Annotated in this window: 17 protein-coding genes; 12 read left to right on the forward strand and 5 right to left on the reverse strand. The window is 73.8% G+C overall.

Annotated elements, in window-relative coordinates; translation table 11 throughout:
- Positions 1-265: 265 nt before the first annotated feature.
- The gene (locus ACFVT2_RS16325; protein WP_390017677.1) at positions 266-1,537 is read right to left on the reverse strand and encodes a LuxR C-terminal-related transcriptional regulator; all 1,272 of its coding nucleotides are present in this window, start codon (positions 1,535-1,537) and stop codon (positions 266-268) included.
- 340 nt (positions 1,538-1,877) lie between these two features.
- Between ACFVT2_RS16325 and ACFVT2_RS16330 the strand changes: the two genes are divergently transcribed.
- Both ACFVT2_RS16330 and ACFVT2_RS16335 read left to right on the forward strand, forming a co-directional pair.
- A complete protein-coding gene (locus ACFVT2_RS16330; protein WP_390017680.1) occupies positions 1,878-2,792 on the forward strand; it encodes an NADP-dependent oxidoreductase in 915 nt (304 codons plus the stop codon).
- 146 nt (positions 2,793-2,938) lie between these two features.
- A complete protein-coding gene (locus ACFVT2_RS16335) occupies positions 2,939-4,594 on the forward strand; it encodes an alpha/beta hydrolase (protein ID WP_390017683.1) in 1,656 nt (551 codons plus the stop codon).
- 33 nt (positions 4,595-4,627) lie between these two features.
- Here the strand turns inward: ACFVT2_RS16335 and ACFVT2_RS16340 are convergent, their stop codons facing one another.
- From ACFVT2_RS16340 to ACFVT2_RS16350, 3 genes are all read right to left on the reverse strand, one after another.
- Complete coding sequence (locus ACFVT2_RS16340; RefSeq protein ID WP_390017686.1) at positions 4,628-5,722, reverse strand: Ku protein; 1,095 nt, start codon at positions 5,720-5,722, stop codon at positions 4,628-4,630.
- A gap of 304 nt (positions 5,723-6,026) precedes the next feature.
- A complete protein-coding gene (locus ACFVT2_RS16345) occupies positions 6,027-8,453 on the reverse strand; it encodes a phosphoketolase (RefSeq protein WP_390017689.1) in 2,427 nt (808 codons plus the stop codon).
- 293 nt (positions 8,454-8,746) lie between these two features.
- Positions 8,747-9,001: a DUF5133 domain-containing protein gene (locus ACFVT2_RS16350; protein ID WP_390017692.1), complete on the reverse strand. Its 255-nt coding sequence runs from the start codon at positions 8,999-9,001 to the stop codon at positions 8,747-8,749.
- Positions 9,002-9,529: 528 nt separating this feature from the next.
- Between ACFVT2_RS16350 and ACFVT2_RS16355 the strand changes: the two genes are divergently transcribed.
- The 6 genes from ACFVT2_RS16355 (at position 9,530) to ACFVT2_RS16380 (ending at position 16,583) form a co-directional block, all read left to right on the forward strand.
- Positions 9,530-10,705, forward strand: a complete 1,176-nt coding sequence (locus ACFVT2_RS16355; RefSeq protein ID WP_390017694.1) for an FAD-dependent oxidoreductase — start codon at positions 9,530-9,532, stop codon at positions 10,703-10,705.
- A 127-nt stretch (positions 10,706-10,832) separates the two neighbouring features.
- A complete protein-coding gene (locus tag ACFVT2_RS16360) occupies positions 10,833-11,597 on the forward strand; it encodes a VOC family protein (protein WP_390017696.1) in 765 nt (254 codons plus the stop codon).
- Between the two features lie 187 nt (positions 11,598-11,784).
- On the forward strand, positions 11,785-12,249 hold the full coding sequence (locus ACFVT2_RS16365; protein WP_390017698.1) for an SH3 domain-containing protein: 465 nt from the start codon (positions 11,785-11,787) through the stop codon (positions 12,247-12,249).
- Between the two features lie 224 nt (positions 12,250-12,473).
- Positions 12,474-13,664, forward strand: a complete 1,191-nt coding sequence (locus tag ACFVT2_RS16370) for an acyl-CoA dehydrogenase family protein (protein ID WP_390017700.1) — start codon at positions 12,474-12,476, stop codon at positions 13,662-13,664.
- A gap of 129 nt (positions 13,665-13,793) precedes the next feature.
- Positions 13,794-14,339, forward strand: a complete 546-nt coding sequence (locus ACFVT2_RS16375; RefSeq protein WP_390017702.1) for a putative immunity protein — start codon at positions 13,794-13,796, stop codon at positions 14,337-14,339.
- 255 nt (positions 14,340-14,594) lie between these two features.
- Positions 14,595-16,583: a tetratricopeptide repeat protein gene (locus ACFVT2_RS16380; RefSeq protein WP_390017704.1), complete on the forward strand. Its 1,989-nt coding sequence runs from the start codon at positions 14,595-14,597 to the stop codon at positions 16,581-16,583.
- Between the two features lie 32 nt (positions 16,584-16,615).
- On the opposite strand, the gene ACFVT2_RS16385 is transcribed toward ACFVT2_RS16380, so the two are convergent.
- Positions 16,616-17,920 (reverse strand): glycoside hydrolase family 27 protein, encoded by a 1,305-nt coding sequence (locus ACFVT2_RS16385; protein WP_390017706.1) that lies wholly within the window; start codon positions 17,918-17,920, stop codon positions 16,616-16,618.
- Positions 17,921-18,114: 194 nt separating this feature from the next.
- Here ACFVT2_RS16385 and ACFVT2_RS16390 point away from each other — a divergent pair, with 194 nt between their 5' ends.
- The 4 genes from ACFVT2_RS16390 to ACFVT2_RS16405 all read left to right on the forward strand — a co-directional run bounded on the left by ACFVT2_RS16390 (position 18,115) and on the right by ACFVT2_RS16405 (position 23,231).
- Positions 18,115-19,686: a phytoene desaturase family protein gene (locus ACFVT2_RS16390; protein WP_390017708.1), complete on the forward strand. Its 1,572-nt coding sequence runs from the start codon at positions 18,115-18,117 to the stop codon at positions 19,684-19,686.
- A 160-nt stretch (positions 19,687-19,846) separates the two neighbouring features.
- Complete coding sequence (locus ACFVT2_RS16395; protein WP_390017710.1) at positions 19,847-20,950, forward strand: NAD(P)H-dependent flavin oxidoreductase; 1,104 nt, start codon at positions 19,847-19,849, stop codon at positions 20,948-20,950.
- 44 nt (positions 20,951-20,994) lie between these two features.
- Positions 20,995-22,545: an acyl-CoA synthetase gene (locus ACFVT2_RS16400; protein ID WP_390017712.1), complete on the forward strand. Its 1,551-nt coding sequence runs from the start codon at positions 20,995-20,997 to the stop codon at positions 22,543-22,545.
- 140 nt (positions 22,546-22,685) lie between these two features.
- Positions 22,686-23,231 carry a hypothetical protein gene (locus ACFVT2_RS16405; RefSeq protein ID WP_390017715.1) on the forward strand — a complete coding sequence of 182 codons (546 nt, stop codon included), beginning with the start codon at positions 22,686-22,688 and terminating at the stop codon, positions 23,229-23,231.
- Positions 23,232-23,275 lie beyond the last annotated feature (44 nt).

Genomic DNA, 23,275 nt, shown 5'->3' on the forward strand with positions numbered 1-23,275 from the left:
GGCACGTGGGGACGTGCCAAATCTGCTCAGAATTCTGTGTCGATACTCCCACCGCCGATGAAGCCCGGGAATGGTGTCTGGGGCACGTGGACGCAACAGGCCACACCTACTTCGAGCTGACGGCGACCGAGTACTTGGACGCCGTAGTGGCTGACCATCCGGCGGGGGACGGCAATCCGTCGTAGACCTGGGCGGGGCCGTCGTGGCACGGGGCCGGCTGGCCCGGTGACCCGGTCGCGGCGTCACCCCGGCCCCGGCCCCGGCGCTACGCCGCCGCGTGGAAGAGGGCCGCCGCTTCCCCGCGGGAGCCGACGCCCAGCTTGGTGAGGATGTTGGCGACGTGGAACTTCACCGTGGACTGGCTGATGTGCAGCTCCTCGGCGATCATCCGGTTGCGGTGGCCGAGCGCAAGGTGCGCCAGTACCTGCAACTCCCGCTCGCCCAGGGCGGTCAGCGGGTCCGGCGCCGGATCCTGGAAGGCGCGCAACGGGATGGCCGCCGTCACCGTGGTGCCCCACCCCGGTACCGCGTCGATGTCCAGGCGGCCGTCGAGGACGTCGAGCCGTTCCCGGACCCGGGCGGGGGCGAGGTCGTGCGCGGTGAGGGTGCCGGGGCCGTCGTCCCGCACCGTTGCGCGCAGTGCGTCGTCGGTGAGCTCCCAGGCGACCCGGACCCGGCGCACCGCGTCCTGTTCCAGTACCACCAACAGGACCGCCCGGACGACGGCCCGCGCGGTGTGGGCGACATCGGCGGCCACGCTGCGCGGCGAGTCCGGCGGGCCGAACTCCAGCCGGACCGAGCGGTAGCGGACCAGCGGCCGCAGCGACTCGGTGAGCAGGGCGAACGCCTGGTCGGCCGGCTCCTCGGCGATCTGCTGGTCGCGCTCGGCCGCCGTCCGCAACTCCACCAGGGCGGTGGCGGCCAGATCGGTCGCCGCGGCGCGGGCCCCCGCATCGTCCAGACTGCGGCTGCGCAACACGCTCAACAGCCCGGTGAGCACCGCCGCATGCGCCTCGCCCAGTTCGGCGATCACCCGCGCCCGAGTCCCGGCGGCGGTCCGGGACCGGGCCAGCGCGCCGGGCACCGCCTCCGCGGCCATCCGGTCGAAGTGGCTGGTGACGACGTTCCACAGGGCCTGGACTACGGCGGTGACGGAGTCGTCCAGCGGGGCGGCGGGGCCGTCCTCCGGGACCGTACGCACCAGGAGCAGGACCGCGCCGCGCGGCGTGGCGTCGCTGGTGACGGCGAGTACGGGGTGGTCGGCGCCGGCGAGCGGGAGGGTGCCCTGCCACGGCCGGCCCGGGTCGCCCGAGTCCAGCAGCGGGGCCAGGTCCGCGGTCGTCAGGCGCCGGGTGAGCGCCGGGTCGCCGTGCGCCTTGAACGGAGTGTGGGCGCAGTGCGTGGAGAGTTCGGCCGCCGCCCGGTGCGGGACAACGTCGGCCAGGATCGCGGACAACCGCGGCAGGATCTGCCCCAGGGGGGTGCGGATCACCTCGTAGGCGGCGCTCAGGGCGGGCACGGGGCCGGTCAACTCCATGGAGGGCAGCGTAGCCAGCGGTGGCCGGGAGCGGCCTGGCCATCGGGCCAGGTGGGACTGTCCCGATGGCCGGGCACGGTCGTCCCGGCCGTCCGTGAGGCTGAGGGCGGCAGGCCGCAGCCGCCGGGTGACCGACGCCGGCACTGCCCTGCCGCGGCGACTCCTTCCCGGACGGACCACTTCGTGCCAACCAGGTCCAAGTCCAGTCCAGGTCCAAGAAGCGGGATGCGAGATGCGGGATGAGGGAGTTCGAGAAGAAAGAAAACAAGAAAACAAGAAGACGAGAAGCGCGAAGACGAGAAGCAAGCCCAAGATCATGATCACGGGGAGCGGGTTCACTATGCGAGCGATTGTCTACTACCGGTTCGGCGGGCCCGAGGTGCTGGGCCTCGGGGATATCGAGAAGCCGGTGCCGGCGGCCGACGAGGTCCGGGTGAAGGTGGTGGCCGTGGGGGTCAACCCCCTTGATTACAAACGGCGTTACGGCTTGATCGAGCAGCACTTCCCGACGGCCTTCCCCGCCGTACCGGGCCTGGAGATCGCCGGGGTCGTGGACGCGGTCGGCGACGGCGTCACCGCGTTCGCCGTCGGCGACGAGGTCTTCGGCTGGTCCAGGACGGGCGCCTACGCCGAGTACGCCATCGCCGGCACCCTGGCGCACAAGCCCGCCGAGCTGAGCTTCGAGGCCGCCGCGACGCTGCCGGTCGCCGCGGCGACCACCGACCGGGTGCTGCGCGAACTCGGCCTGAAGGACGGGGAGACGCTGCTGCTGCACGGCGCCGCCGGTGCCGTGGGCCAGGCCGCCGTACAACTCGCGGTGGCCGCCGGGGCCACGGTGATCGGCACCGCCTCCCCGGCCAACCACGACTTCCTGCGCACGCTGGGCGCGATCCCGGTGGCGTACGGGGCGGGCCTGGAGGAGCGGGTGCGGGCGGTCGCCCCACAGGGCGTGGACGCGGTCTTCGACGCGGCCGGCCAGGACGCCCTGCCGGCCTCGATCGCGCTGCGCGGCGGCACCACCGACCGGATCGTCACCATCGCCGACATGAACGCCGCCGCCCACGGCGTCCCGTTCTCCGCGGTCGCCGCCCAGCCGGAGGTGGTCCGGGAGGGTCTGGTCCGGTACGCCCGGCTCGCCGTCGAGGGCCGGCTGGTCGTCCCGGTCGTGCGGACCTTCCCGCTCGCCGAGGCGGCCGCCGCCCAGCAGTTGAGCGAGGAGGGGCACGTCCGCGGCAAGTTGATCATCACGGTGTGAGTTGGGCGGGCCCGGGCGGGCCGTTGCGGGGCCCGGGCCGCCGCCCCGGTCGCAGGGCGGGGGCGGGCCCCGGTTGCGGCCGGGCGGGCCCGTTGGTAGCGCAGCGTCCGGATGCTCCTCCAGGGCCGCGGCCCTACCCTCGGGGTATGCCGGGTCTTCGCGGAGCCCTCGCGGTGCTGGCGTCGGGTGCGCTGGCCGGCGCCCTGGCAGGGATTCCGGCCCCGGTGGTGGCCGCTGGCCCGGGGCCTTCCGCTGGCCCGGACCTCACGCGCTTCGCCACCCAGCGGCCGGACTGGCAGCCCTGCCCGGCGGGCTTCCCCGGCACCAGCCCGTCTGGCACCGGCTCGTCTGGCACCGGCACCGGCCCGTCCGGCCACAGCTCGCCACTGCCACCGCCACCGTCACCAACGCCCGGCACCGCGTCGCCGTCCGCCACCGCGGGCCGCTTCCAGTGCGCCCGGCTGGAGGTACCGCGTGACTACCGCCACCCGGAGCGCGGCACGCTGCGCGTCCAACTGGTCCGGCTGCCCGCGACCGGGCCGGGGAAGCGGCTGGGCTCGCTGGTCATCAACCCTGGCGGCCCCGGTGATTCAGGCGTCAACTACCTCATGGACAACAGTGACGCCTTCGACCACCTCGGCCAGCGCTACGACCTGGTGAGCTTCGACCCGCGCGGCACCGGCCACACCGACCCGATCTCCTGCGGCACCAGCTACACCCCCGCCGGCGGCAACGGCGCGGCCGGCCTCGCCGCCAACGAGAAGCGCATCAACGAAGCCTGCGGCCGGTACTCCGGCGCGCTACTGCCCTGGGTCGGCACCCCCGACGTCGCCCGGGACATGGACGTCCTGCGGTCCGCCGTCGGCGACCGCAAACTCAACTACCTCGGGTTCTCCTACGGCACCCGGCTCGGTGCGAACTACGCCCACGCCTTCCCCCGGAACGCCGGCCGGCTGGTCCTGGACAGCGTCGAGGACCCGACCAAGAACACCTGGCAGACCGCGCTCGCCCAGGCACGCAGCTTCCAACGGGTGCTCGACGACTTCGCCGCCGACTGCGTCCACACCAGCGGCTGCCCGCTCGGCGCGGACACCACCGCCGCCAGACAGCAACTGACCTCCTGGTACCAGAAGTTGACGGAACATCCGATCTCCGCACAGGGCACGAAAGTCGACGGTACGACCTATGTCTACGCGCTGCGGGAGGCCCTCTACAGTCGGGCGAGTTGGCCCTCGCTGCGGGACGCGTTGGCGCAACTGAGCCACGGGGACGCCACCGGGATCCTGCAACTGAGCGGCGGCGGCAGCGGCGGCAGCGGCACCGGACGGGCCGGCCGGGACGGCGGCGGCCGCCCCGCGCGCGGCCTGACCGAGGCCATGCCCTCCCAGGACCAACTGGCCCTCCGGGCGATCAGCTGCCGGGACACCTCCGAGCGCTACGGCCCCGCCGACTACCCGCGCGCCGCGAGCGAACTCACCCAGGCGTCCTCGCTCTTCGGCCCGGACATTGCCCCGACGCTGCTGGACTGCTACGGCTGGCCCGTCCCGGGCGACGACTCCTCCCGTGACGTGGCCGCCCACGACGCCCCGCCCGCCCTGCTCGTGGCCACCACCGACGACCCGGCCACGCCGTACGAGGGCGCCGCGCACATGGCCCGGGCGTTGGGCAACGCCAGCGTGGTGCTGACGTACCACGGCGAGGGGCACGCCGCGTACGCCTCCGGCAACCCGTGTGTACGGCAGAAGGTGGACGCGTTCCTGATGGACGGTGTGCTGCCGGTGGGCGGCAGCGGCTGCCGCTGACGGCCCGGGCGCCGGCCGCCCCCTCCGTGGGGCTCAGCCCGCCTTCCGCCCGCGGCCGGCGGTCTGCTTGTCCGCGGCCGTCTTCCGAGCCGCGCCCGCCGTCTTCTTCGCACCGGCACCCTCCGCCGCCGCGGACTTCTTCCCCGTCGCCGCCCCGCCCGTCGCCACCGCGCCCTTCGTTCGCTTCGTCGTGCCCGCCGCGGTCGACTTCGCGGGCTGCCGCTCGGCGGTCTTCCGGGCGGCGCCGGTCTTGCGGGCCGCGGTCTTCGCCGCCGTACGGCCCGCCGACCGCGCTCCACCGCCCGCCCCGCCCGCCCCGGCGTCCCCGTCCGCCTCGACGGTCTCGCCGCGGGCCCGCTGCGCGGCCCGCACGCTGTCCTGGAGGGCCGCCATCAGGTCCATGACCTGCCCCGCCGGCTGCTCCTCGCCCGCCTCGAACTCCGGCTCGCGGTGCGCGAGCTTGGCCGCCACGATCTCCTCCAGCGCCTCCCGGTAGTGGTCGTGCGTGTCCTCCTCGGACAGTTCGCCGAAGGAGTCCATCAGCGTCTCGGCGGCCCGCACCTCATTGGCGGCGACCTTCACCTCCCGCTCAGGGAGGACGCCGGTCATCGGACGGATCTGATGCGGCCACAGCAACACCTGCATGACCAGCACGTCCTCCACCGGCCGGATCATCGCCAGGCTCTCCCGGCCGTGCAGCGCGATCTTGCCCAGCCCCACCCGCTGGTGCCGCTCCATCGCGTCCCGCAGCAGGGCGTACGGCTTCGCCGCCGCCGGGCCGTCGACGCCCAGGTAGTAGCCCTTGCCCATCTGGAGCGGATCGATGTCACCGCCCGCGACGAAGGCCAGGATGGTCAGGGTCTTGGCGGTCGGCAGCGGCAGCGCGTCCAGGTCGTCGTCGGTCAGCGGGACGAGGGTGTCGTCGTCGGTCCGGTAGCCGCGGCCGATCTCGTCGGGGGAGACCTCGGTCCCTTCGAGGGAGCAGACCGGCTGGTTACGTACCCGCCCGCCGTCCGCCGTGTGGAGCCGCACGAAGCTGACCGAGGCGGCGGTGTCCGTGGCGTTGTAGGCGGCCACCGGGATCGTGACCAGGCCGAAGCTGATGGAGAACTTCGCGGTGGGGCGCATGGGGGGAGCCGCCTTCGTGGTGCGGTTCGGTGGCCCTTTCATGCTAGGAGTCCGGACCCCCGCCCACCTCCCGAGCCGGTCCGCACGGGCCGGCGCCGCCACCGGACGCCCGGGCGCCGCGACCGCACCGACCGGGTACCCCACCCGCGTGAACGGCTCGCACCCCCACCGCACGGCCACCGGGCGCCCGGGCACGGGAGCCGGCCACCTGCTGACGCATCGTCAGCTATGCGGCGAAGGACGGAGGACGGAGGACGGATGACGGGCGGGGCGAGGAGCGACGGGCGATGGGTGACGGCGGTGATCACCCGGTCCAGGTCCACTCCGCGACCTCCGGCAGGTCCGTGCCGTGCTCCCGGATCCAGGCGTGGTGCCGGGTCCGGGCGTCCGCCATCGCCTGCCGCAGCGCCACCGCGCGGACGCCCAGCCCCGGCACCCGGTCCACCACGTCCATCACCAGCCGGAACCGGTCGAGGTCGTTGCGGACGACCATGTCGAACGGCGTGGTGGTGGTGCCCTCCTCCTTGTAGCCGCGGACGTGCAGGTGCTGGTGGCCGGCGCGGCGGTAGCAGAGCCGGTGGATCAGCCAGGGATAGCCGTGGTACGCGAAGATGATCGGCCGGTCCCGGGTGAACAGGGCGTCGAACTCGGCGTCCGGCATCCCGTGCGGGTGGACGCCGGCCGGCAGCAGCCGGGCCATGTCCACGACGTTGACCACCCGCACCGCCAGCTGCGGCAGATGGCGACGCAGCAGGTCGGCGGCGGCCAGCGTCTCCTGTGTCGGCACGTCCCCGGCGCAGGCCAGCACCACGTCGGGGGCGCGGTCGCCGCCCTCGGAGCCCGCCCACTCCCAGACGCCGGCGCCACGGGCGCAGTGCACCCGCGCCTGGTCGAGGGTGAGCCAGTCGAAGCAGGGCTGCTTGCCGGCCACGATCACGTTGACGTAGTCGCGGCTGCGCAGCGCGTGGTCGGCCACCGACAGCAGGGTGTTGGTGTCCGGCGGCAGATAGACCCGGACGACCTCGGGGCTCTTGTCGAGGACGTGGTCGACGAAGCCGGGGTCCTGGTGCGAGAAGCCGTTGTGGTCCTGCCGCCAGACGTGCGAGGTGAGGAGGTAGTTGAGGGAGGCGATCGGGCGCCGCCAGGGCAGTCGGCGGGCGGTCCGCAGCCACTTGATGTGCTGGTTGACCATCGAGTCGACGATGTGGGCGAACGCCTCGTAGCTGGAGAACAGCCCGTGCCGCCCGGTGAGCAGATAGCCCTCCAACCACCCCTGACAGAGGTGTTCGGAGAGCACCTCCATCACCCGGCCGTCGGGCGCCAGGTGCTCGTCGGTGGGGAGCGTCGTCGCCTGCCACGCCTTGGCGGTGACTTCGTACACGGCGTCCAGCCGGTTCGAGGCGGTCTCGTCCGGGCCGACGAGCCGGAAGTCGCGCCGCTCGGCCGTCGCCGCCATGACGTCGGTCAGCAGTCGGCCGAGCACCCGGGTCGGCTCGTGCAGGGCGGTGCCGGGCTTGTCGACCTCGACGGCGTGCCGCTCCAGCGGGGGCAGCGGCAGGTCGCGCAGCAGCAGACCGCCGTTGGCGTGCGGAGAGGCGCCCAGCCGACGGCGGCCCTCGGGCACGCACTCCAGCACCTCCGGGCGCGGCCGTCCCGCCTCGTCGAACAGCTCCTCCGGCCGGTACGAGCGCAGCCAGTGCGCCAGCTGGTGCCGGTGGTCGGCGTTCTCGCGGACCCCGGGCAGCGGGACCTGGTGGGAGCGCCAGGTGCCCTCGACGGGCTGCCCGTCCACCTCGTGCGGGCCGGTCCATCCCTTGGGGGTGCGCAGCACGATCATCGGCCAGTGCGGGCGCCCGGTGTCGCCGTCGGTGCGGGCCCGGCGGTGGATCGCCGCGATCCGGTCCAACGCCCGGTCCATGGCCGCGGCCAGTGCCTGGTGCACCACGGCCGGGTCGTCGCCGGCGACGTGCAGCGGCTCGTGGCCGTAGCCGCGCAGCAGCGCGTCGAGCTCGTCCTCCGGGATGCGGGCCAGCACCGTCGGATTGGCGATCTTGTAGCCGTTGAGGTGCAGGATCGGCAGCACCGCTCCGTCGTGCACCAGGTCGAGGAACTTGGTGGCGTGCCAGGACGCGGCGAGCGGCCCGGTCTCCGCCTCCCCGTCGCCGATCACGCAGGCGACCAGCAGCTCCGGGTTGTCGAAGGCCGCACCGTACGCATGGGTGAGGGAGTAGCCCAGCTCACCGCCCTCGTGGAGGGAGCCGGGGGTCTCCGGTGCGACGTGGCTGGGCACCCCGCCCGGGAACGAGAACTGGCGGAACAGCCGCGCCATCCCGGCCCCGTCCCGGGTCACGTCCGGATACGTCTCGGTGTACGTCCCGTCCAGCCAGGAGTTGGCCAGGACGGCCGGGCCGCCGTGCCCCGGCCCCCAGACGCACAGCGCGTCCAGGCTCCGGGCCTTGATCACCCGGTTGAGGTGGGCGTGCACGAGGTTCAGGCCGGGGGAGGTGCCCCAGTGTCCGAGCAGCCGGGGCTTGATGTGTTCCGGGCGCAGCGGCTCGGTCAGCAACGGGTTGGCCATCAGGTAGATCTGCCCGGCGGCGAGGTAGTTGGCGGCCCGCCAGTACGCGTCGAGGGCGGTCAGCTCGGCCGGGTCGAGCGGGGCGGCCGCGTCCGCCGCCCCGGCTGCTGAGGGTTCCGGGGCGGCGGTCGTCGGGGTTCCGGGGTGTCCCACGGTCTGCTCCTCATGTTGCGCGGCGCGGACGGCGACACCGCCGCGGTTCCCGCTGACTGTTGCGCCGGGGCCGGTCCGGTGGGTCAGGGCCGGACGGGTGCGGGGGCCGGTCCGGCGGATCATGGCCGGGGCCGCGGCGTCTGGCACGGCACTCCCCCAGCTAACGCTGGGAGGTGCCCCCACGCCGCGTTGCCGAAACGTCCCAATAGCTCCGCTATCAGGCCGCTCCGGCGCCTTGCGATGCACCGCACCAGACGCCGCGGCCTATCCGACCCTGATCCACCGGACAGGCCCTAGCCGTTGCGCCGGTCGGCGGTCCGGGGCACGGTCCGGCCCGCCGCGAGGTAGCGCTCGGCCTCGATGATCGCCTCGTGGACGGTGCGTCGGCCCATCAGCACGCACAGCGTGTAGGCCAGGTCCTCCAACTGGCGCCGGGCCGCCGGATCGTGCGGATCGGCCAGCACCACCCGTTCCCAGACGCGGTAGCGCCGCAGCAGCGCGGTGAGTACGGACTTGTCCGGCAGCAGCATGCCGTCTTCTCCCGACATCGGCCCGGCGTCCCCGGGGCGGCTGACTGGCGCGCCAAGACGCGCCCGAACCCGAGTGGCTCCCACCTTGCGCCGGCCGTGCGGCCCCTGCAACCGGACGGCCCGCCGCGGCCGGCGTACCGGGCTGCCGGGCGGGTTCAGTCGGGTGGCTCGGGCGCCGGGTGGTCGGCCGGGATCCGGCGGCTTCGACGAGGCGCACTACCGGCGCCCCGGGAGCCTCCTCGCCACGCGGAGCGCGCCCGCCGGGCATGCTCCGCGCAGCGCTTCGTCGACGCGCCGGTCCGGGCCCGCTCCGCCGACGCCCTGCACCGCGATCGGGCCGACGGCACCTGGGCCGCCCCCCACGGCGCCGTGCCCGAAAAGTCCTTCCTGGAGGGTTAGTTGATCATGATCCGTGCCTTGCCGGCGTGCCCCCTGACGGGCCGGCGGTCGGCACCGATCGCACTTTCGGGGCCGCTGTGCTCCTCTGGTAGCGAGGCCCGTCCCGGCCGGAGGACGGACCGCGGACCACCCGAGGAGCGCCGCGCCATGCCTCCGATCACTTTCCGCATCGCGATCATCGGGGCCGGCCCCGGCGGGCTGGTCTGCGCCCGGGTGCTCCAGCGGTACGGGGTGCCGGTGACCGTCTTCGAGCGGGACCTCGGCCCCGTGGGAGCCGCGCCGGACGGGCCCCTGGAACTGCGCGCGGCGACCGGGCAGGCGGCGCTGCGGTCGGCCGGCCTGGAGAAGGCGTTCCGCGCCGCGTCCCGCCCCGCCGGCCAGGAGGTTCGGCTGCTCGACCACACCGGCGCGGTGCTCCACCAGGACGCCCCCGGGCCCGGCCCGGCCGCCGAGCGCCCCGAGATCGACCGGCGTGAGCTGCGCCGCCTGCTGGTGGACTCGCTCGCGCCCGGCACCGTCCGGTGGGGCAGCTACCTGCGGACACTGCACCCGCGCGGCGGCGGCCGCCACCAGGCCGTCTTCGACGACGGCGGGACCGCCACCTTCGACCTGGTGATCGGCGCCGACGGCACCTGGTCCCGGGTCCGGTCGCTGCTGTCCGAGGGGATGCCGCACTACTCCGGCGTGACCTTCGTCGAGACCGGCCTCGACGACGTCGACACCCGGCACCCGGAGATCGCCCGGCTGGTCGGCCGCGGCACCATGATGGCGCTGTCCGGGGGCAAGGGGCTGCTCGCCCGGCGCGACGGCCGCGGCCGGGTCAGGGTCTACGCGGCCTTCCGGGGCTCCGAGGACTGGGCGCGGGCGGCCGGGGTGAGCACCACGGACACCGAGGCGGTCCGGGCCGCCCTGCTGGCCGGGTTCGACGGCTGGGACGACCGGCTGCTGGCGCTGCTCCGCGACAGCGACGACGGGTTCGCCAACCGTCCGCTGTTCGCGCTGCCGGTGCCGCACACCTGGCCGCACACCACGGGCCTGACGCTGCTCGGCGACGCCGCGCACGTGATGACGCCGCTCTCCGGCCCGGGCGCCGACCTGGCCCTACAGGACGGCTGCGAACTCGCCCAGCACCTCGCCGAGGCGCACACCTGGCAGACCGACCCGGACCAGGCGGTCCGCGTGTACGAGGCGGCGCTCTTCCCCCGCTCGACCACGGCCGCCGAGGCGGCCGCCCGCGACCTGGACACCGCCCTCGCCCCGGACGCCCCGCGCACCCGCCACCGCCTGCCCCGCCGCCGGCAGCTGCACCCGCACCAGCCCTGACCCCGCCCGCCGCGCCGGGTTGCGGGCCCGCACCGCCCGTCGGACGATCGGCAGCACGGGGAAGTCGGGAGCGGCGCGGTCCGGTGCGCCGCCCGCCCAGTCGTGGCGCCGAGGGACGGAGCAGCGCGTGAAGATCACCGAGCCGATGCCCGGTGCGCCGTGTTGGGTGGAGCTGGGCACCTCGGACGTGGCCGCGGCCGCGGTCTATTACCGCGAGGTGTTCGGCTGGCACGCCACGATCGACTCGCGGGCCGAGGCCGGCGGCTACACGGTCTTCTCCGTGGGCGACGCCCAGGTCGCCGCGGCCACCCCGCTGTACGCGCCGGGCCAGCCGACCGCCTGGACCGTCACCTTCGCCACCGGGGACGTCGAGGCGCTGGCCACCGCCGTGTCGGAGTCCGGCGGCAGCGTGCTGGTGGACCCGCAGGACGTCTTCGAGTTGGGCCGGTTCGCGGTGCTGGCCGATCCGGCGGGCGCGGCCTTCGCGGCCTGGCAGGCCCGGTCCTTCGCCGGCGCCGAGCTGCTGAACGAGCCCGGTTCGCTCGGCTGGGTGGAGTTGGCCACCGGCGACGCCGAGGCCGCGGTGGCCTTCTACTCCCGGATCTTCGGATGGACCGTCAGGGCCCACGGCACGTACACCCAGTGGGGGGTCGACGGCGCCGACTTCGGCGGGATGAGCACCGTGGAGGCGCGCGACCGGGAGGACGTCCGGCCGCACTGGCTGCCGTACTTCGCGGTCGAGTCCGTCGACGGGACCGCGGCGCGGGCCGCCGATTCCGGGGGGATGTTGCTGATGGCGCCGACGGACGTCCCGGACGGGCCGCGGATCGCGATGGTGCGCGATCCGCAGGGCGCCGTCTTCGGCATCCACCAGGCGGGTACGGAAGGCTGACCGCGCGCACCGGCGCGCCGGGGGACGAGTGATTTCCTTCGCCCACCGGCCCCACACGACGTCACACGATCGGCCTCGCGGTCGTCGTTTCACCACACCGCATGGGGTGTTTGCGCGTAATGTCCGCAGCGCACCAATGGGTGGCATTGCGCGGCACGACATCGCGCGTCAAGAACAGGAGACCCCTATGTCCACGACCGACGTCCTCGTGGCCCGAGGCACGAAGCTCGCAGCGGGTGCGGGTGCACTGACCACGGCTGTCGCCCTGGGGGCGACGCTGCTCGTAGCGGCTCCGGCCCAGGCGGACCCCCAGCCCCAGCCCCGCCCCCAGTCGCAGCCCAGCTTCCAGAAGCAGACCGGTCCGGCCACCGCGTACGGCACCGTCACCGCCGCCCGCGGGATGAACGAGCGCGAGTACCCGAGCACGGACTCCGCGTCGAAGGGCGATCTCCGCAACGGCGCCCGGCTCTACCTGGTCTGCAAGGTCCGCGCCCAGAACATCCGCGGCAACGAGCTCTGGTACCTGGTCCGCGGCAGCCGGCGGACCTGGATCTCGGCCAAGCACGTGACGAACCGAGGCGTCGTCAAGTACTGCAAGGACGACGTCCGCGACCGCACCCAGACGGGCGACTCCGCCAAGCACGAGGGCTGAGGCCGCCCGCGGCGCGGCGGTCCCGCAACGGGCCCGGCACGGCACCCCTCCAGGGTCCGCGCCGGGCCCTTCGCGCGCCCGCGCAAGGCCGGCCCCCGCCCGCACCCTTCCGAATTTCTGGAACGCGTTCTACTGTGCCCCCGACCCCGGAAACCGACGGGCCGTCAGCACCCGGGCGGCCGCCGGCGACGGGACGACCCGACCGGACGACTGGTGGAGGGGCCGTGCACCTGGACTACACCCCGGAACAGCGGCGGTTGCGCGCCGAACTGCGGACGTACTTCGCCGCGTTGGTACCGGACAACGCCTATGCCCGGTACGCCGATCCGGCCGCCCAGAAGCGCTTCTACCGCGACACGGTGCGGCGGCTGGGGACCGACGGCTGGCTGGGCGTCGGCTGGCCCACGGAGTACGGCGGGCGCGGGATGACGCCCATGGAACAGTTCATCTTCTTCGACGAGGCGGCCCAGGCCGGGGTGCCGCTGCCGCTGATGGCGCTGAACACCGTCGGCCCCACCCTCATGCGGTTCGGCACCGACGAACAGAAGGCGTACTTCCTGCCCCGGATCCTCTCCGGCGAACTCGACTTCGCGATCGGCTACAGCGAACCGGACGCCGGCACCGACCTCGCGGCCCTGAAGACCCGCGCGGTGCGCGAAGGCGACGAGGAGACCGGCCACTACGTCGTCAACGGCCAGAAGATCTGGACCACCAACGGCGACACCGCCGACTGGGTCTGGCTGGCGGTCCGCACCGATCCGAACGCCCCGCCCCACAAGGGCATCACCATGCTCCTGGTCCCCACCAGTGACCCCGGCTACTCCTGCACCCTCATCAACACGCTCGCCTCGCACGACACCACCGCCAGCTACTACGAGAACATCACCGTCCCCGCCACCCGCCGCGTCGGCCAGGAGAACCAGGGCTGGCGGATCATCACCAACCAGCTCAACCACGAACGGGTCACCCTCGCCGCACACGGCACCATGGCCATCCGCGCCCTCCACGACGTCCAGCGCTGGGCCGCCGGCACCAAGCTCGCCGACGGCCGCCGGGTCATCGACCTGGGCTGGGTACGCGGGCGACTGGCCCGTACCCACACCAGGCTGGAGGCCATGAAACTCCTGAACTGGCGGATGGTCGACGCGCTCCAACAGGGCACCCTCACCCCCCAGGACGCCTCCGCGGTCAAGGTCTACGGCTCCGAGGCCCGCCGGGACGCCTACGCCTGGCTGATGGAGGTGGCCGGCGCGGCCGGACCGCTGACGGAGGGCTCGGCGGGCGCGGTGCTCCACGGCGAACTGGAACGCGGCTACCGCTCCGCGGTCATCTTCACCTTCGGCGGCGGCAACAACGAGATCCAGCGCGAGATCATCTCCTGGATCGGCCTCGGTATGCCCCGCGTACGGCGCTGATCCGCTGCGACCGGACATGTCCGTCGGCACAAGGCGGGACGATGGCTGGATTCGCCGCTCCGGCGGGCGCGGACGGCCCGGAGCCGCCCTGCCGCCCTGCCGTCCAGCGCAGTGGTCGACGATGGAGCCATGGCAGGAGATACGGGCGAGATCGTTCTGAGCAAGCAGGATCTTCGTGAGGTCACCGCGTTCGCCGCGGCCTGTGCGGAGGCGGTGATCGAGAGGTTCGAGGCCGATCAGCCGGACGACGCGCGGCCTCGACACGCGATCGATGCCGCCTGGGAGTTCGCTCGCGGTGGCGAGCGGGGGAAAGCTCTGCGCGACACGGCGTGGGCGGCGCTCAAGGCAGCCAAGAGCGCGGACACCGCGGCCGCGCGCGAGGCAGCGTGGGCGGCGATGTCCGCGGCAGGCGCCGCCTACCTGCACCCGTTGGCCAAGGCCACCCAGGTCAAGCACCTTCTCGGCGCGGGCGCTCACGCGGCCAGAGCGGCCGAACTCGTCGCCGGTGACGAGCGGACCGTTGGCGCCGAACACGTCGCGCACGTGGCGCTGCGCGCGACACCGGTCGTCGTCGACGTGCTCAACCGCTATCCGGCGGCTCCGGCTGGCGGTGGACGGGTGGGGGAGTTGATCCGCCTACTGGACGCCGCCCTTCGTCACCCGGACAGGCCGTAGGGCCTGCCCGGTGGGTCAGGGCCGGACAGGCCCTGACCGCCACTGAGCAAGCGGGGATTACGGAACACCGCCGCGAAAGCCGGCGCTGGTCCCCTCGTGACGATCCGCCGCAGCACGTCCGGCCGGTACCGGCGCGGCACGGACCGGTACGCGGCAGGGGACCTTCAAGCTCCGCGAATCCGCCGCCATACTGGATGGGCACGACACACAGGGGGATCCACGCGGCTGAACGCGGGAGCGGGGGCGGCGACAGGGATGGCGGAGCACAGGCTGATTCAGGGACGTTACCGCCTGCTCGAAACCATCGGGCGGGGCGGCATGGGAGAGGTGTGGCGGGCCCGGGACGAGGCGCTGGGCCGGCTGGTCGCGGTCAAGTGCCTCAAGCCCATGGGGCAGGAGCAGGAGCCGGGGTTCCTACGGGTGCTGCGGGAGCGGTTCCGCCGCGAGGCCCGGGTGGCCGCGGCGCTCCAGCACCGCGGGATCACCGTGGTGCACGACTTCGGGGAGGACCACGGCATCCTCTTCATCGTCATGGAGCTACTGAACGGCCGTAACCTCAGTCAGCTGCTGGACGACAACCGGCGCCAGCCGCTCCCCGTCCCGGACGTGATCGAGGTCGCCGAACAGATCGCCGCGGCCCTCGCCTACACCCACGAACAGGCCGTGGTGCACCGCGACCTGAAACCGGCCAACATCGTCCGGACCACCGACGGCACGGTCAAGATCTGCGACTTCGGCATCGCCCGCCTCGGCCACGACATCGGCTTCACCGCCCGGCTCACCGGCACCGGCATCGCCATGGGCAGCCCGCACTACATGTCGCCCGAGCAGATCGGCGGCGGCACCGTCGACCACCGCAGCGACCTGTACTCCCTCGGCTGCGTGCTCTACGAGGTCGCCACCGGCGCACCGCCGTTCGCCCAGGGCGACGCCTGGGCGGTCCTGGTCGGCCACCGCGACACCGCCCCGGACCCGCTCCGGACGACCCGCCCCGACCTGCCCGAGGCGTACGAGCGGATCGTCCTCGACCTGCTCGCCAAGGACCCGGACGACCGGCCGCGGGACGCCGACGAACTGGCCAAACGGCTCGCCGACGCCCGCCACCGCCGCACCCCCCGGGGCACCGGCCCGGCGCCGGACGACCTGACGGTGCCCACCCCGCGGCTGCCCTCCTGGACCCGCGGCATCACCGCCGGCGCCCCGGCCGTCGGCACCCGGCCACCGCGTCGCACCCCGGCGGACCGGGCCGTCGCGGTCCTCACCGACGTCTGGACCGGCGTCGGCGACCCGCTGCGCGGCGAGGCGTCACCGGCCCTCGGCCCCGACCGGCCGGCCCCACCCCGCGACCACCACGCCCTGCTCGGCACGCTCACCGGACGGCTGGCGAACGCCCACGCACTGACCCGGGCCGGCCGGCACTTCGAGGCCCAGGAACTCCTCACCGAGGTGCTGGCCGGCCGGGAACGGCTGCTCGGCCCCGACCACCCCGACACGCTCGGCTGCCGCCACCACCTCGCCGTCGGGCTCGGCCGGCTGGGCCGCCTGGAGGAGTGTCGGACCACCGTCCGCGAGGTCGCCGAGGCGCGCGCCCGGGTGCTCGGCCTCCACCACCCCGACACCCTCGACACCCGCTGGCAACACGCCGTCGTCTCAGGGCAGTTGGGTCGATGGCCGGAGGCTTTGACGGCCTATCAGGGGGTGGCGGCGGGGCGCACCGCGGCGCTCGGCCCGGACCACCCGGACACCCTCGCCGCCCGCTACGAGACCGGGGTCGCCCTGGGCCGGCTGGGCCGCAGCGCGGAGGCACTGGCCCACTACCGCGACCTGGTCGCGGCCCGCACCCGCGCCCAAGGCCCCGACGACCCCGAGACCCTGCGCGCCCGGCACGGCCTGGGCGTCAACTACGGCCGCCTGGACCGCTGGCCGGAGGCGCTCACCGAGGCCCGCGAGATCGCCGCGGCCCGGGCCCGGGTGCTCGGCGCCGACCACCCGGACACCCTGGCCAGCCGCCGGGAGATCGCCGTGGCGCTGGGCCGCCTCGGCCGCTGGGCCGACGCGCTGGACGCCTACCGCGAGGTCGCCGACGCCCGCGAACGGACCCTGGGCGCGGCCCACCTCGACGCGCTGGCCAGCCGCGGCGAACAGGCCCAGTGCCTGGCGCGGCTGGGGCGGACCGACGAGGCGGACGCCCTGCACCGCCGGGTCGCGGCGCTGCGCCGGGAGCGCGCCGGACACCGGCGGTAACGGCCGGCCCTACGGACTGCCGGGCCGGCGGATCAGCGTTCCGGTCGGACCCGGTAGAGCACCGTGGCGTGCGGCGGGACGTTCCGGGCGATGAGAGTCCGGGCGGTCCGCCCGTTCCGTCCGGTGACCAGGTCACGCAGCCGGTACGAGTGGGCCGCCGGCAGCCCGGCCGCGCCCGCCGTGATCGACAGCGTGCGGGTGGTGCTGCCCCCGTTGAACAGCGCGATCGCCCGGTCGCCGTTCCGCAGCGGCTTGGACAGCACCGCCGCGTCCCCGTCCTGCTGCACGATGTGGCCCTGGACGCCCAGCGGGTCCTGGTTGACCGCGATCACCTCGCGGTTCCCCAGGATCGCCAGCGCCTCCGGGGAGAGCTTGCCGAGGTCCGTGCTGGAGATCAGCGGGGCGGCCATCACCGACCACAGCGACATCTGGCTCTGCATCTCGTTCCGGCTCAGACCGGAGTCGCCGACCAGCAGGAAGTCGGGGTCGTTCCAGCGTCCGGGGCGCTGGAGTTCGGCGAGGTTGGCGTTGTAGCGGAAGTTGCCGGCGATGGACGCCCACTTCGCGGCCGGGGTGCTCTGCTGCACCGCGATGTCCGCCCCGCCGCGCCACAGGTTGCCCAGCTCCGCCGACCACTTGATGACCCGGTGCCAGACCGCGTCGCCGGAGAACTGGAAGTAGGCGGGCGCGGAGATCGAGAAGGTGATGGGCCGCCCGGTCGCCCGCAGCGCCCGGCTCTGCTGCGCGTACAGGTCGTGGTACACCTGCTCCTTGCTCTGCCCCTTGGGCACCGGGACGTTGCAGCCGTCCGCCTTGAGGTAGTCCACCCCCCAGCTCGCGAAGAGCTTGGCGTCCTGCTCGAAGTGGCCGAGGCTGCCCGGGTACTTCCCGCAGGTCAGCGTGCCGACGTCCTCGTAGATGCCGAACTTCAGGCCCATCTTGTGGAGTTCCTGCCCGACGTGGGCCATACCGTGCGGGAACTTCGCCAGGTCGACGACCAGCTCGCCCTTGGGGCCGCGCTGCTTGGTCATCCAGCAGTCGTCGATGGTGACGGTGCGGTAGCCCTTGTGTGCCAGCCCGCTGCGGACCAGCGCCCGGGCGTTGTCCAGGACGACCTGCTCGTTGAGGCCGCCGCACTGGTAGTACGACCAGTTGTTCCAGCCCATCGGGGGCGTCGGCGCCAGGTTCGGGTACCCGGACTCGAACTGGGCGCCGGGTGCGCGGGACGGGGCGGCGGAGGCGGGAGCGGTGGCCGAGAACAGTCCCGCCGAACAGGCGGTGACGGCGGTGAGTCCGGCGAGGGTGCGGCCGATGCGGGATACCGACGGATGGGACACGAGTCACCTCACGTGGTAGGTGGGTCGGCCGGGAAAAACGGCCGACGGGCGGTTCCAGGGCGCGCACGGCCGGACGCTAGAAGCAGCCTGACGACCGGTCAAGAAGCCGCACCGTCCGGAACAAACGATTCATTCCGCTGCCGCCGCGCGTTTCCCATCTGGCGACCACCGGCCCCCCGTGCTACTCAAGGGGCATGCCGGAACGGACTTCGTACGACGTCGTGATCGTCGGTGGCGGCCACAACGGGCTGGTGGCCGCCGCCTATCTCGCCCGCGCCGGGCGGAGCGTGCTGGTGCTGGAGCGGTTGGACCACACCGGCGGCGCGGCCGTCTCCACCCACGCGTTCACCGGGGTCGACGCCCGACTGTCCCGCTACTCCTACCTGGTCAGCCTGCTGCCCCCGAAGATCGTCCGGGACCTCGGGCTCCGCTTCGCGGTCCGCAAGCGCACCGTCTCCTCGTACACCCCCGCCGTGCGCGACGGCCGCCCGACCGGCCTGCTGGTCGGCGGCGGCGAGGCCCGCACCCGCGCCTCCTTCGCGCAACTGACCGGATCCGACCGGGAGTACGCCGCCTGGGAGGACTTCTACGGCACCACCCGCCGGCTCGCCGAGCGGGTCTTCCCCACCCTCACCGAACCGCTCCCCACCCGCGCCGCACTCCGCGCCCGGGTCGCCGACGACGCCACCTGGCACGCCCTCTTCGAACGTCCCCTGGGCGAAGTGATCGAGGCGACCTTCCGCGACGACCTGGTGCGCGGCGTGGTCCTCACCGACGGGCTGATCGGTACCTTCGCCACCGCCCACGATCCGACGCTCCGTCAGAACCGGTGCTTCCTCTACCACGTGATCGGCGGTGGCACCGGCGACTGGGACGTCCCCCTCGGCGGCATGGGCGCCCTCACCGACGCGCTCGCCGACGCCGCCCGCCGGGCCGGCGCCGAGCTCGTCACCGGCTGCCCGGTCACCGCCCTCGCCACCGACGGCCGCACCGCGGAGGTCACCACCGAAGGGCACGGCACGATCGGTGCCCGCCACGTCCTGGTCAACGCCGCGCCCCGCGAACTGGCCCGGCTGCTCGGCGAGCCCGCGCCGCCGCCCGCCGAAGGCGCCCAGCTCAAGGTGAACATGCTGCTCACCCGGCTACCCCGGCTCCGCGACCCGCGCACCGACCCGCGCGAGGCGTTCTCCGGCACCTTCCACATCGCCGAGGGATACGCCCAGTTGGAGACCGCCCACCGGGAAGCCGCGGCCGGCCGGCTGCCCGGCGCGCCCCCGTCGGAGATCTACTGCCACTCCCTGACCGACCCCTCCATCCTGGGCCCCGACCTCGTCCGCCAGGGCTACCACACCCTCACCCTCTTCGGACTGCACACCCCCGCCCGGCTGTTCACCACCGACACCGCCGAGAAACCGGCCATCCGCGACCGCCTGCTGGCCGCCACCCTCGCCCAGTTGGACGCCCACCTCGCCGAACCGCTCGCCGACTGCCTGGCCCGGGACGCCGACGGCCACCCCTGCGTCGAGGCCCGCACCCCCCTCGACCTCGACCGCGAACTGGGCCTCCCGGGCGGCAACATCTTCCACCGCGAGCTGGCCTTCCCCTACGCCGACGACGCGGACGCCCTCACCACCGCCGCCGCCCGCTGGGGCGTCGCCACCGTCCACGCCAACGTCCTGCTGTGCGGCGCGGGCGCGCTCCGCGGCGGCGGGGTGAGCGGCATCCCCGGCCACAACGCGGCGATGGCGGTACTGGGGGAGGGGTGAAGGGTGAGGGGTGGAGGGGTGAGGGCGGTGGGGAGCGGGGCGCTGTCCGCGGTCTGCTCACCCGGCCCCCGGACCCGGCACGCGGCCCCCGGCGGCGAGTTTCTGACGTAGCATCAGGAAATCTCTTCCCTCGTGCGGCACGCTGCGGCATCCTGCGCCCATGCAGACGGAGCTGAGCAACGCGCTGGGAGTCGAGCACGCCGTCTTCGGGTTCACGCCCTTTCCCGCGGTCGCCGCGGCCATCACCCGGGCCGGCGGCTTCGGGGTGCTCGGCGCGGTCCGCTACACCGCGCCCGCCGAACTGGCCCGGGACCTCGACTGGATGCAGGAGCACACCGACGAGCTGCCCTACGGCCTCGACGTCGTCATGCCCGCCACGAAGGTGGAGGGCGTCAGCGAGGCCGACGTCGAGGCGATGATCCCCGACGAGCACCGCCGGTACGTCGAGGCGCTCTTGGACAAGCACGACGTGCCGCCGCTCGCCCCCGGCGAGGCGTCCGGCTGGCGGATCACCGGCTGGATGGAACAGGTCGCCCGCACCCAGCTCGACGTGGCCTTCGACTACCCGATCAAGCTGCTCGCCAACGCCCTCGGCTCCCCGCCCCCCGACATCATCGCCCGCGCCCACGACCACGGCATCCGGGTCGCCGCGCTGGCCGGCAGCCCACGCCACGCGCTGCACCACAAGGCCGCCGGCATCGACGTCGTGGTGGCCCAGGGGTACGAGGCCGGCGGCCACACCGGGGAGATCGCCACCATGGTGCTCACCCCGGAAGTGGTGGCCGCCGTCGACCCGTTGCCGGTGCTCGCCGCCGGCGGGATCGGCACCGGCGAGCAGATCGCCGCCGGGCTCGCCCTGGGCGCCCAGGGCGTCTGGCTCGGCTCGATCTGGCTGACCACCGAGGAGGCCGACCTGCACTCCCGGCGGCTGACCGCGAAACTCCTCGCCGCCGGCCCCGGCGACACCGTCCGCTCCCGCGCCCTGACCGGCAAACCCGCCCGCCAACTGCGCACCGCCTGGACCGACGCCTGGGACGACCCCAGCGGCCCCGGCACCCTCCCGATGCCGCTCCAGGGCCTGTTGGTCGCCGAAGCCAACTCCCGCATCCAACGGCACGAGGTCGAGCCGCTGCTCGGCACCCCGGTCGGCCAGATCGTCGGCCGGATGACCAGCGAACGCAGCGTCCAGGCTGTCTTCGACGACCTCACCCGCGGCTTCGAGCGCGCCATCGACCGCATCAACCGCATCGCCGGCCGCGCCTGACCCGCCGACCCGCCGATGTGCCACCGCCCGAGGAGGACACGACCATGACCGACACCCCCAACGGCTTCTGGGCCCAGGCCACCGCCGACCCCGGCCGGACGGTCCTGATCGCGCCGGACGGCGAGGAGTGGACCGCCGGCCGGCTGCACGCCGCCACCAACCGGCTGGTCCACGGGCTGCGCGCGGCCGGACTGGAACGCGGCGACGCCTTCGCCGTGGTCCTCCCCAACGGCGTCGAGTTCTTCACCGCCTACCTCGCCGCCTCCCAGGCCGGCTTCTACCTCGTCCCGGTCAACCACCACCTGGTCGGCCCGGAGATCGCCTGGATCGTCGCCGACTCCGGTGCCAAGGTGCTGATCGCCCACGAGCGGTTCGGTGACGCGGCCCGGCAGGCGGCCGACGGGGCGGGCCTGGCGGCCGAGGCGCGCTACGCCGTCGGCACCGTCGCCGGCTTCCGCCCGTACGCCCAACTCCTCGACGAACAGCCGGAGTCCGCGCCCGCCGACCGGACCCTGGGCTGGGTGATGAACTACACCTCCGGCACCACCGGCCGCCCCCGCGGCATCCGCCGCCCGCTGCCCGGCAAACCCCCCGAGGAGACCCACCTCGGCGGCTTCCTCGGCATCTTCGGCATCCGGCCGTTCGACGACAACGTCCACCTCGTCTGCTCGCCGCTCTACCACACCGCCGTCCTGCAATTCGCCGGCGCCTCCCTGCACATCGGACACCGCGTCGTCCTGATGGACAAGTGGACCCCACCGGAGATGCTGCGCCTGATGGAGCGGCACCGGTGCACCCACACCCATATGGTCCCCACCCAGTTCCACCGCCTCCTCGCCCTCCCCGAGGACGTCCGGAGCGGCTACGACGTCTCGTCGATGCGGCACGCCATCCACGGCGCCGCCCCCTGCCCCGACCACGTCAAACGCGCCATGATCGACTGGTGGGGCGGCTGCGTCGAGGAGTACTACGCGGCCAGCGAGGGCGGCGGCGCCTTCGCCACCGCCGAGGACTGGCTCAAGAAGCCCGGCACGGTCGGCCGGGCCTGGCCGATCAGCGAACTCGCGGTCTTCGACGACGACGGCAACCGCCTGCCGGCCGGCCAACTCGGCACCGTCTACATGAAGATGACCACCGGCGGCTTCACCTACCACAAGGACGCGGACAAGACCCGGAAGAACCGCATCGGCGACTTCTTCACCGTCGGCGACCTCGGCTACCTCGACGAGGACGGCTACCTCTTCCTCCGCGACCGCAAGATCGACATGATCATCTCCGGCGGGGTCAACATCTACCCCGCCGAGATCGAGTCGGTGCTCTTCGCCCACCCGGCCGTCGCCGACGCCGCCGCCTTCGGCATCCCGCACGACGACTGGGGCGAGGAGGTCAAGGCCGTCATCGAACCCGCCGACGGCCACCGGGCCGGACCGGAGCTGGCCACCGAGATCCTCGACCACTGCGCCCGCCGACTGGCCGCCTACAAACGCCCCCGCTCCGTCGACTTCACCACCGCCCTGCCCCGCGACCCCAACGGCAAGCTCTACAAGCGGCGGCTCCGCGACCCGTATTGGGAGGGCCGGGAGCGCGCCGTGTGACCCACCGCCGCCCCGGACGCCGCACCCCTGAGGCAACGGGAACGGCCCCGGCCGCAACGGCTAGCCTGGACCCCTAACGCGGCTCGTGCCGAGGAATCTCATCGGAGCGCACGCACGGTCCTCAGGGGGAAGTCGAACAGGTGGAGCAAGGGGCAGAAGACCTCGGGGGTGAGCTGCGGCAGCTGTACCAGGTCGCCGGAAGTCCGGCCGTGGACAAGCTCGTTGAGCTGTCCCAGGTGCGGCTGCCGGTCGGCCAGTGGCCGACCCCGTCGACCGTCCACGGCTGGTTCCACGACGGTGCGGCACCCACCTCGTGCGCGGCCCTGCTGGTCTTCGTGGAACTGTTGGACGGCTTCGCCCGGCAGGCCAGCGACGGCGCCCACCTGCCGCGCTCCGCCCAGTGGTGGGAACTGCTGTGGTACCGCACCACCCGGCCGCCGTCGCACACCCCGGACGGCACCGGCGGAAGCGCTCCGACGGTCGGGAACAGCGACAACGTCGTCGAGGGCCACGCCCAACTCCTCGGCCCCACAGTGCAGGCCGGCGCCATCAACGGCGGTGTGCACGTCCACCCGCCGGCCGACCCCGGCGCCGCGCCGCCCCCGCCCGGCCTACCGCCGCAGCGGGACCCCCCGGGTCGTCATCCGGGTGCAGCGGGGCACGGAGACGATCGAGTTCTACGATGAGGGGCTGGCCCGCATCTGGATCACCGCGGTGCTCGACCAGCGGC

Origin of the sequence: Streptomyces sp. NPDC058000 (assembly GCF_042886435.1) — a bacterium.
Lineage (GTDB): Bacteria > Actinomycetota > Actinomycetes > Streptomycetales > Streptomycetaceae > Streptomyces.

Bases quoted from the DNA above. Each gene is read 5' to 3' on its own strand.
- ACFVT2_RS16325 (WP_390017677.1), bottom strand. From the start codon at position 1,537: ATGGAGTTGACCGGCCCCGTGCCCGCCCTGAGCGCCGCCTACGAGGTG.
- ACFVT2_RS16330 (WP_390017680.1), top strand. From the start codon at position 1,878: ATGCGAGCGATTGTCTACTACCGGTTCGGCGGGCCCGAGGTGCTGGGC.
- ACFVT2_RS16335 (WP_390017683.1), top strand. From the start codon at position 2,939: ATGCCGGGTCTTCGCGGAGCCCTCGCGGTGCTGGCGTCGGGTGCGCTG.
- ACFVT2_RS16340 (WP_390017686.1), bottom strand. From the start codon at position 5,722: ATGCGCCCCACCGCGAAGTTCTCCATCAGCTTCGGCCTGGTCACGATC.
- ACFVT2_RS16350 (WP_390017692.1), bottom strand. From the start codon at position 9,001: ATGTCGGGAGAAGACGGCATGCTGCTGCCGGACAAGTCCGTACTCACC.
- ACFVT2_RS16355 (WP_390017694.1), top strand. From the start codon at position 9,530: ATGCCTCCGATCACTTTCCGCATCGCGATCATCGGGGCCGGCCCCGGC.
- ACFVT2_RS16365 (WP_390017698.1), top strand. From the start codon at position 11,785: ATGTCCACGACCGACGTCCTCGTGGCCCGAGGCACGAAGCTCGCAGCG.
- ACFVT2_RS16375 (WP_390017702.1), top strand. From the start codon at position 13,794: ATGGCAGGAGATACGGGCGAGATCGTTCTGAGCAAGCAGGATCTTCGT.
- ACFVT2_RS16380 (WP_390017704.1), top strand. From the start codon at position 14,595: ATGGCGGAGCACAGGCTGATTCAGGGACGTTACCGCCTGCTCGAAACC.
- ACFVT2_RS16390 (WP_390017708.1), top strand. From the start codon at position 18,115: ATGCCGGAACGGACTTCGTACGACGTCGTGATCGTCGGTGGCGGCCAC.
- ACFVT2_RS16395 (WP_390017710.1), top strand. From the start codon at position 19,847: ATGCAGACGGAGCTGAGCAACGCGCTGGGAGTCGAGCACGCCGTCTTC.
- ACFVT2_RS16400 (WP_390017712.1), top strand. From the start codon at position 20,995: ATGACCGACACCCCCAACGGCTTCTGGGCCCAGGCCACCGCCGACCCC.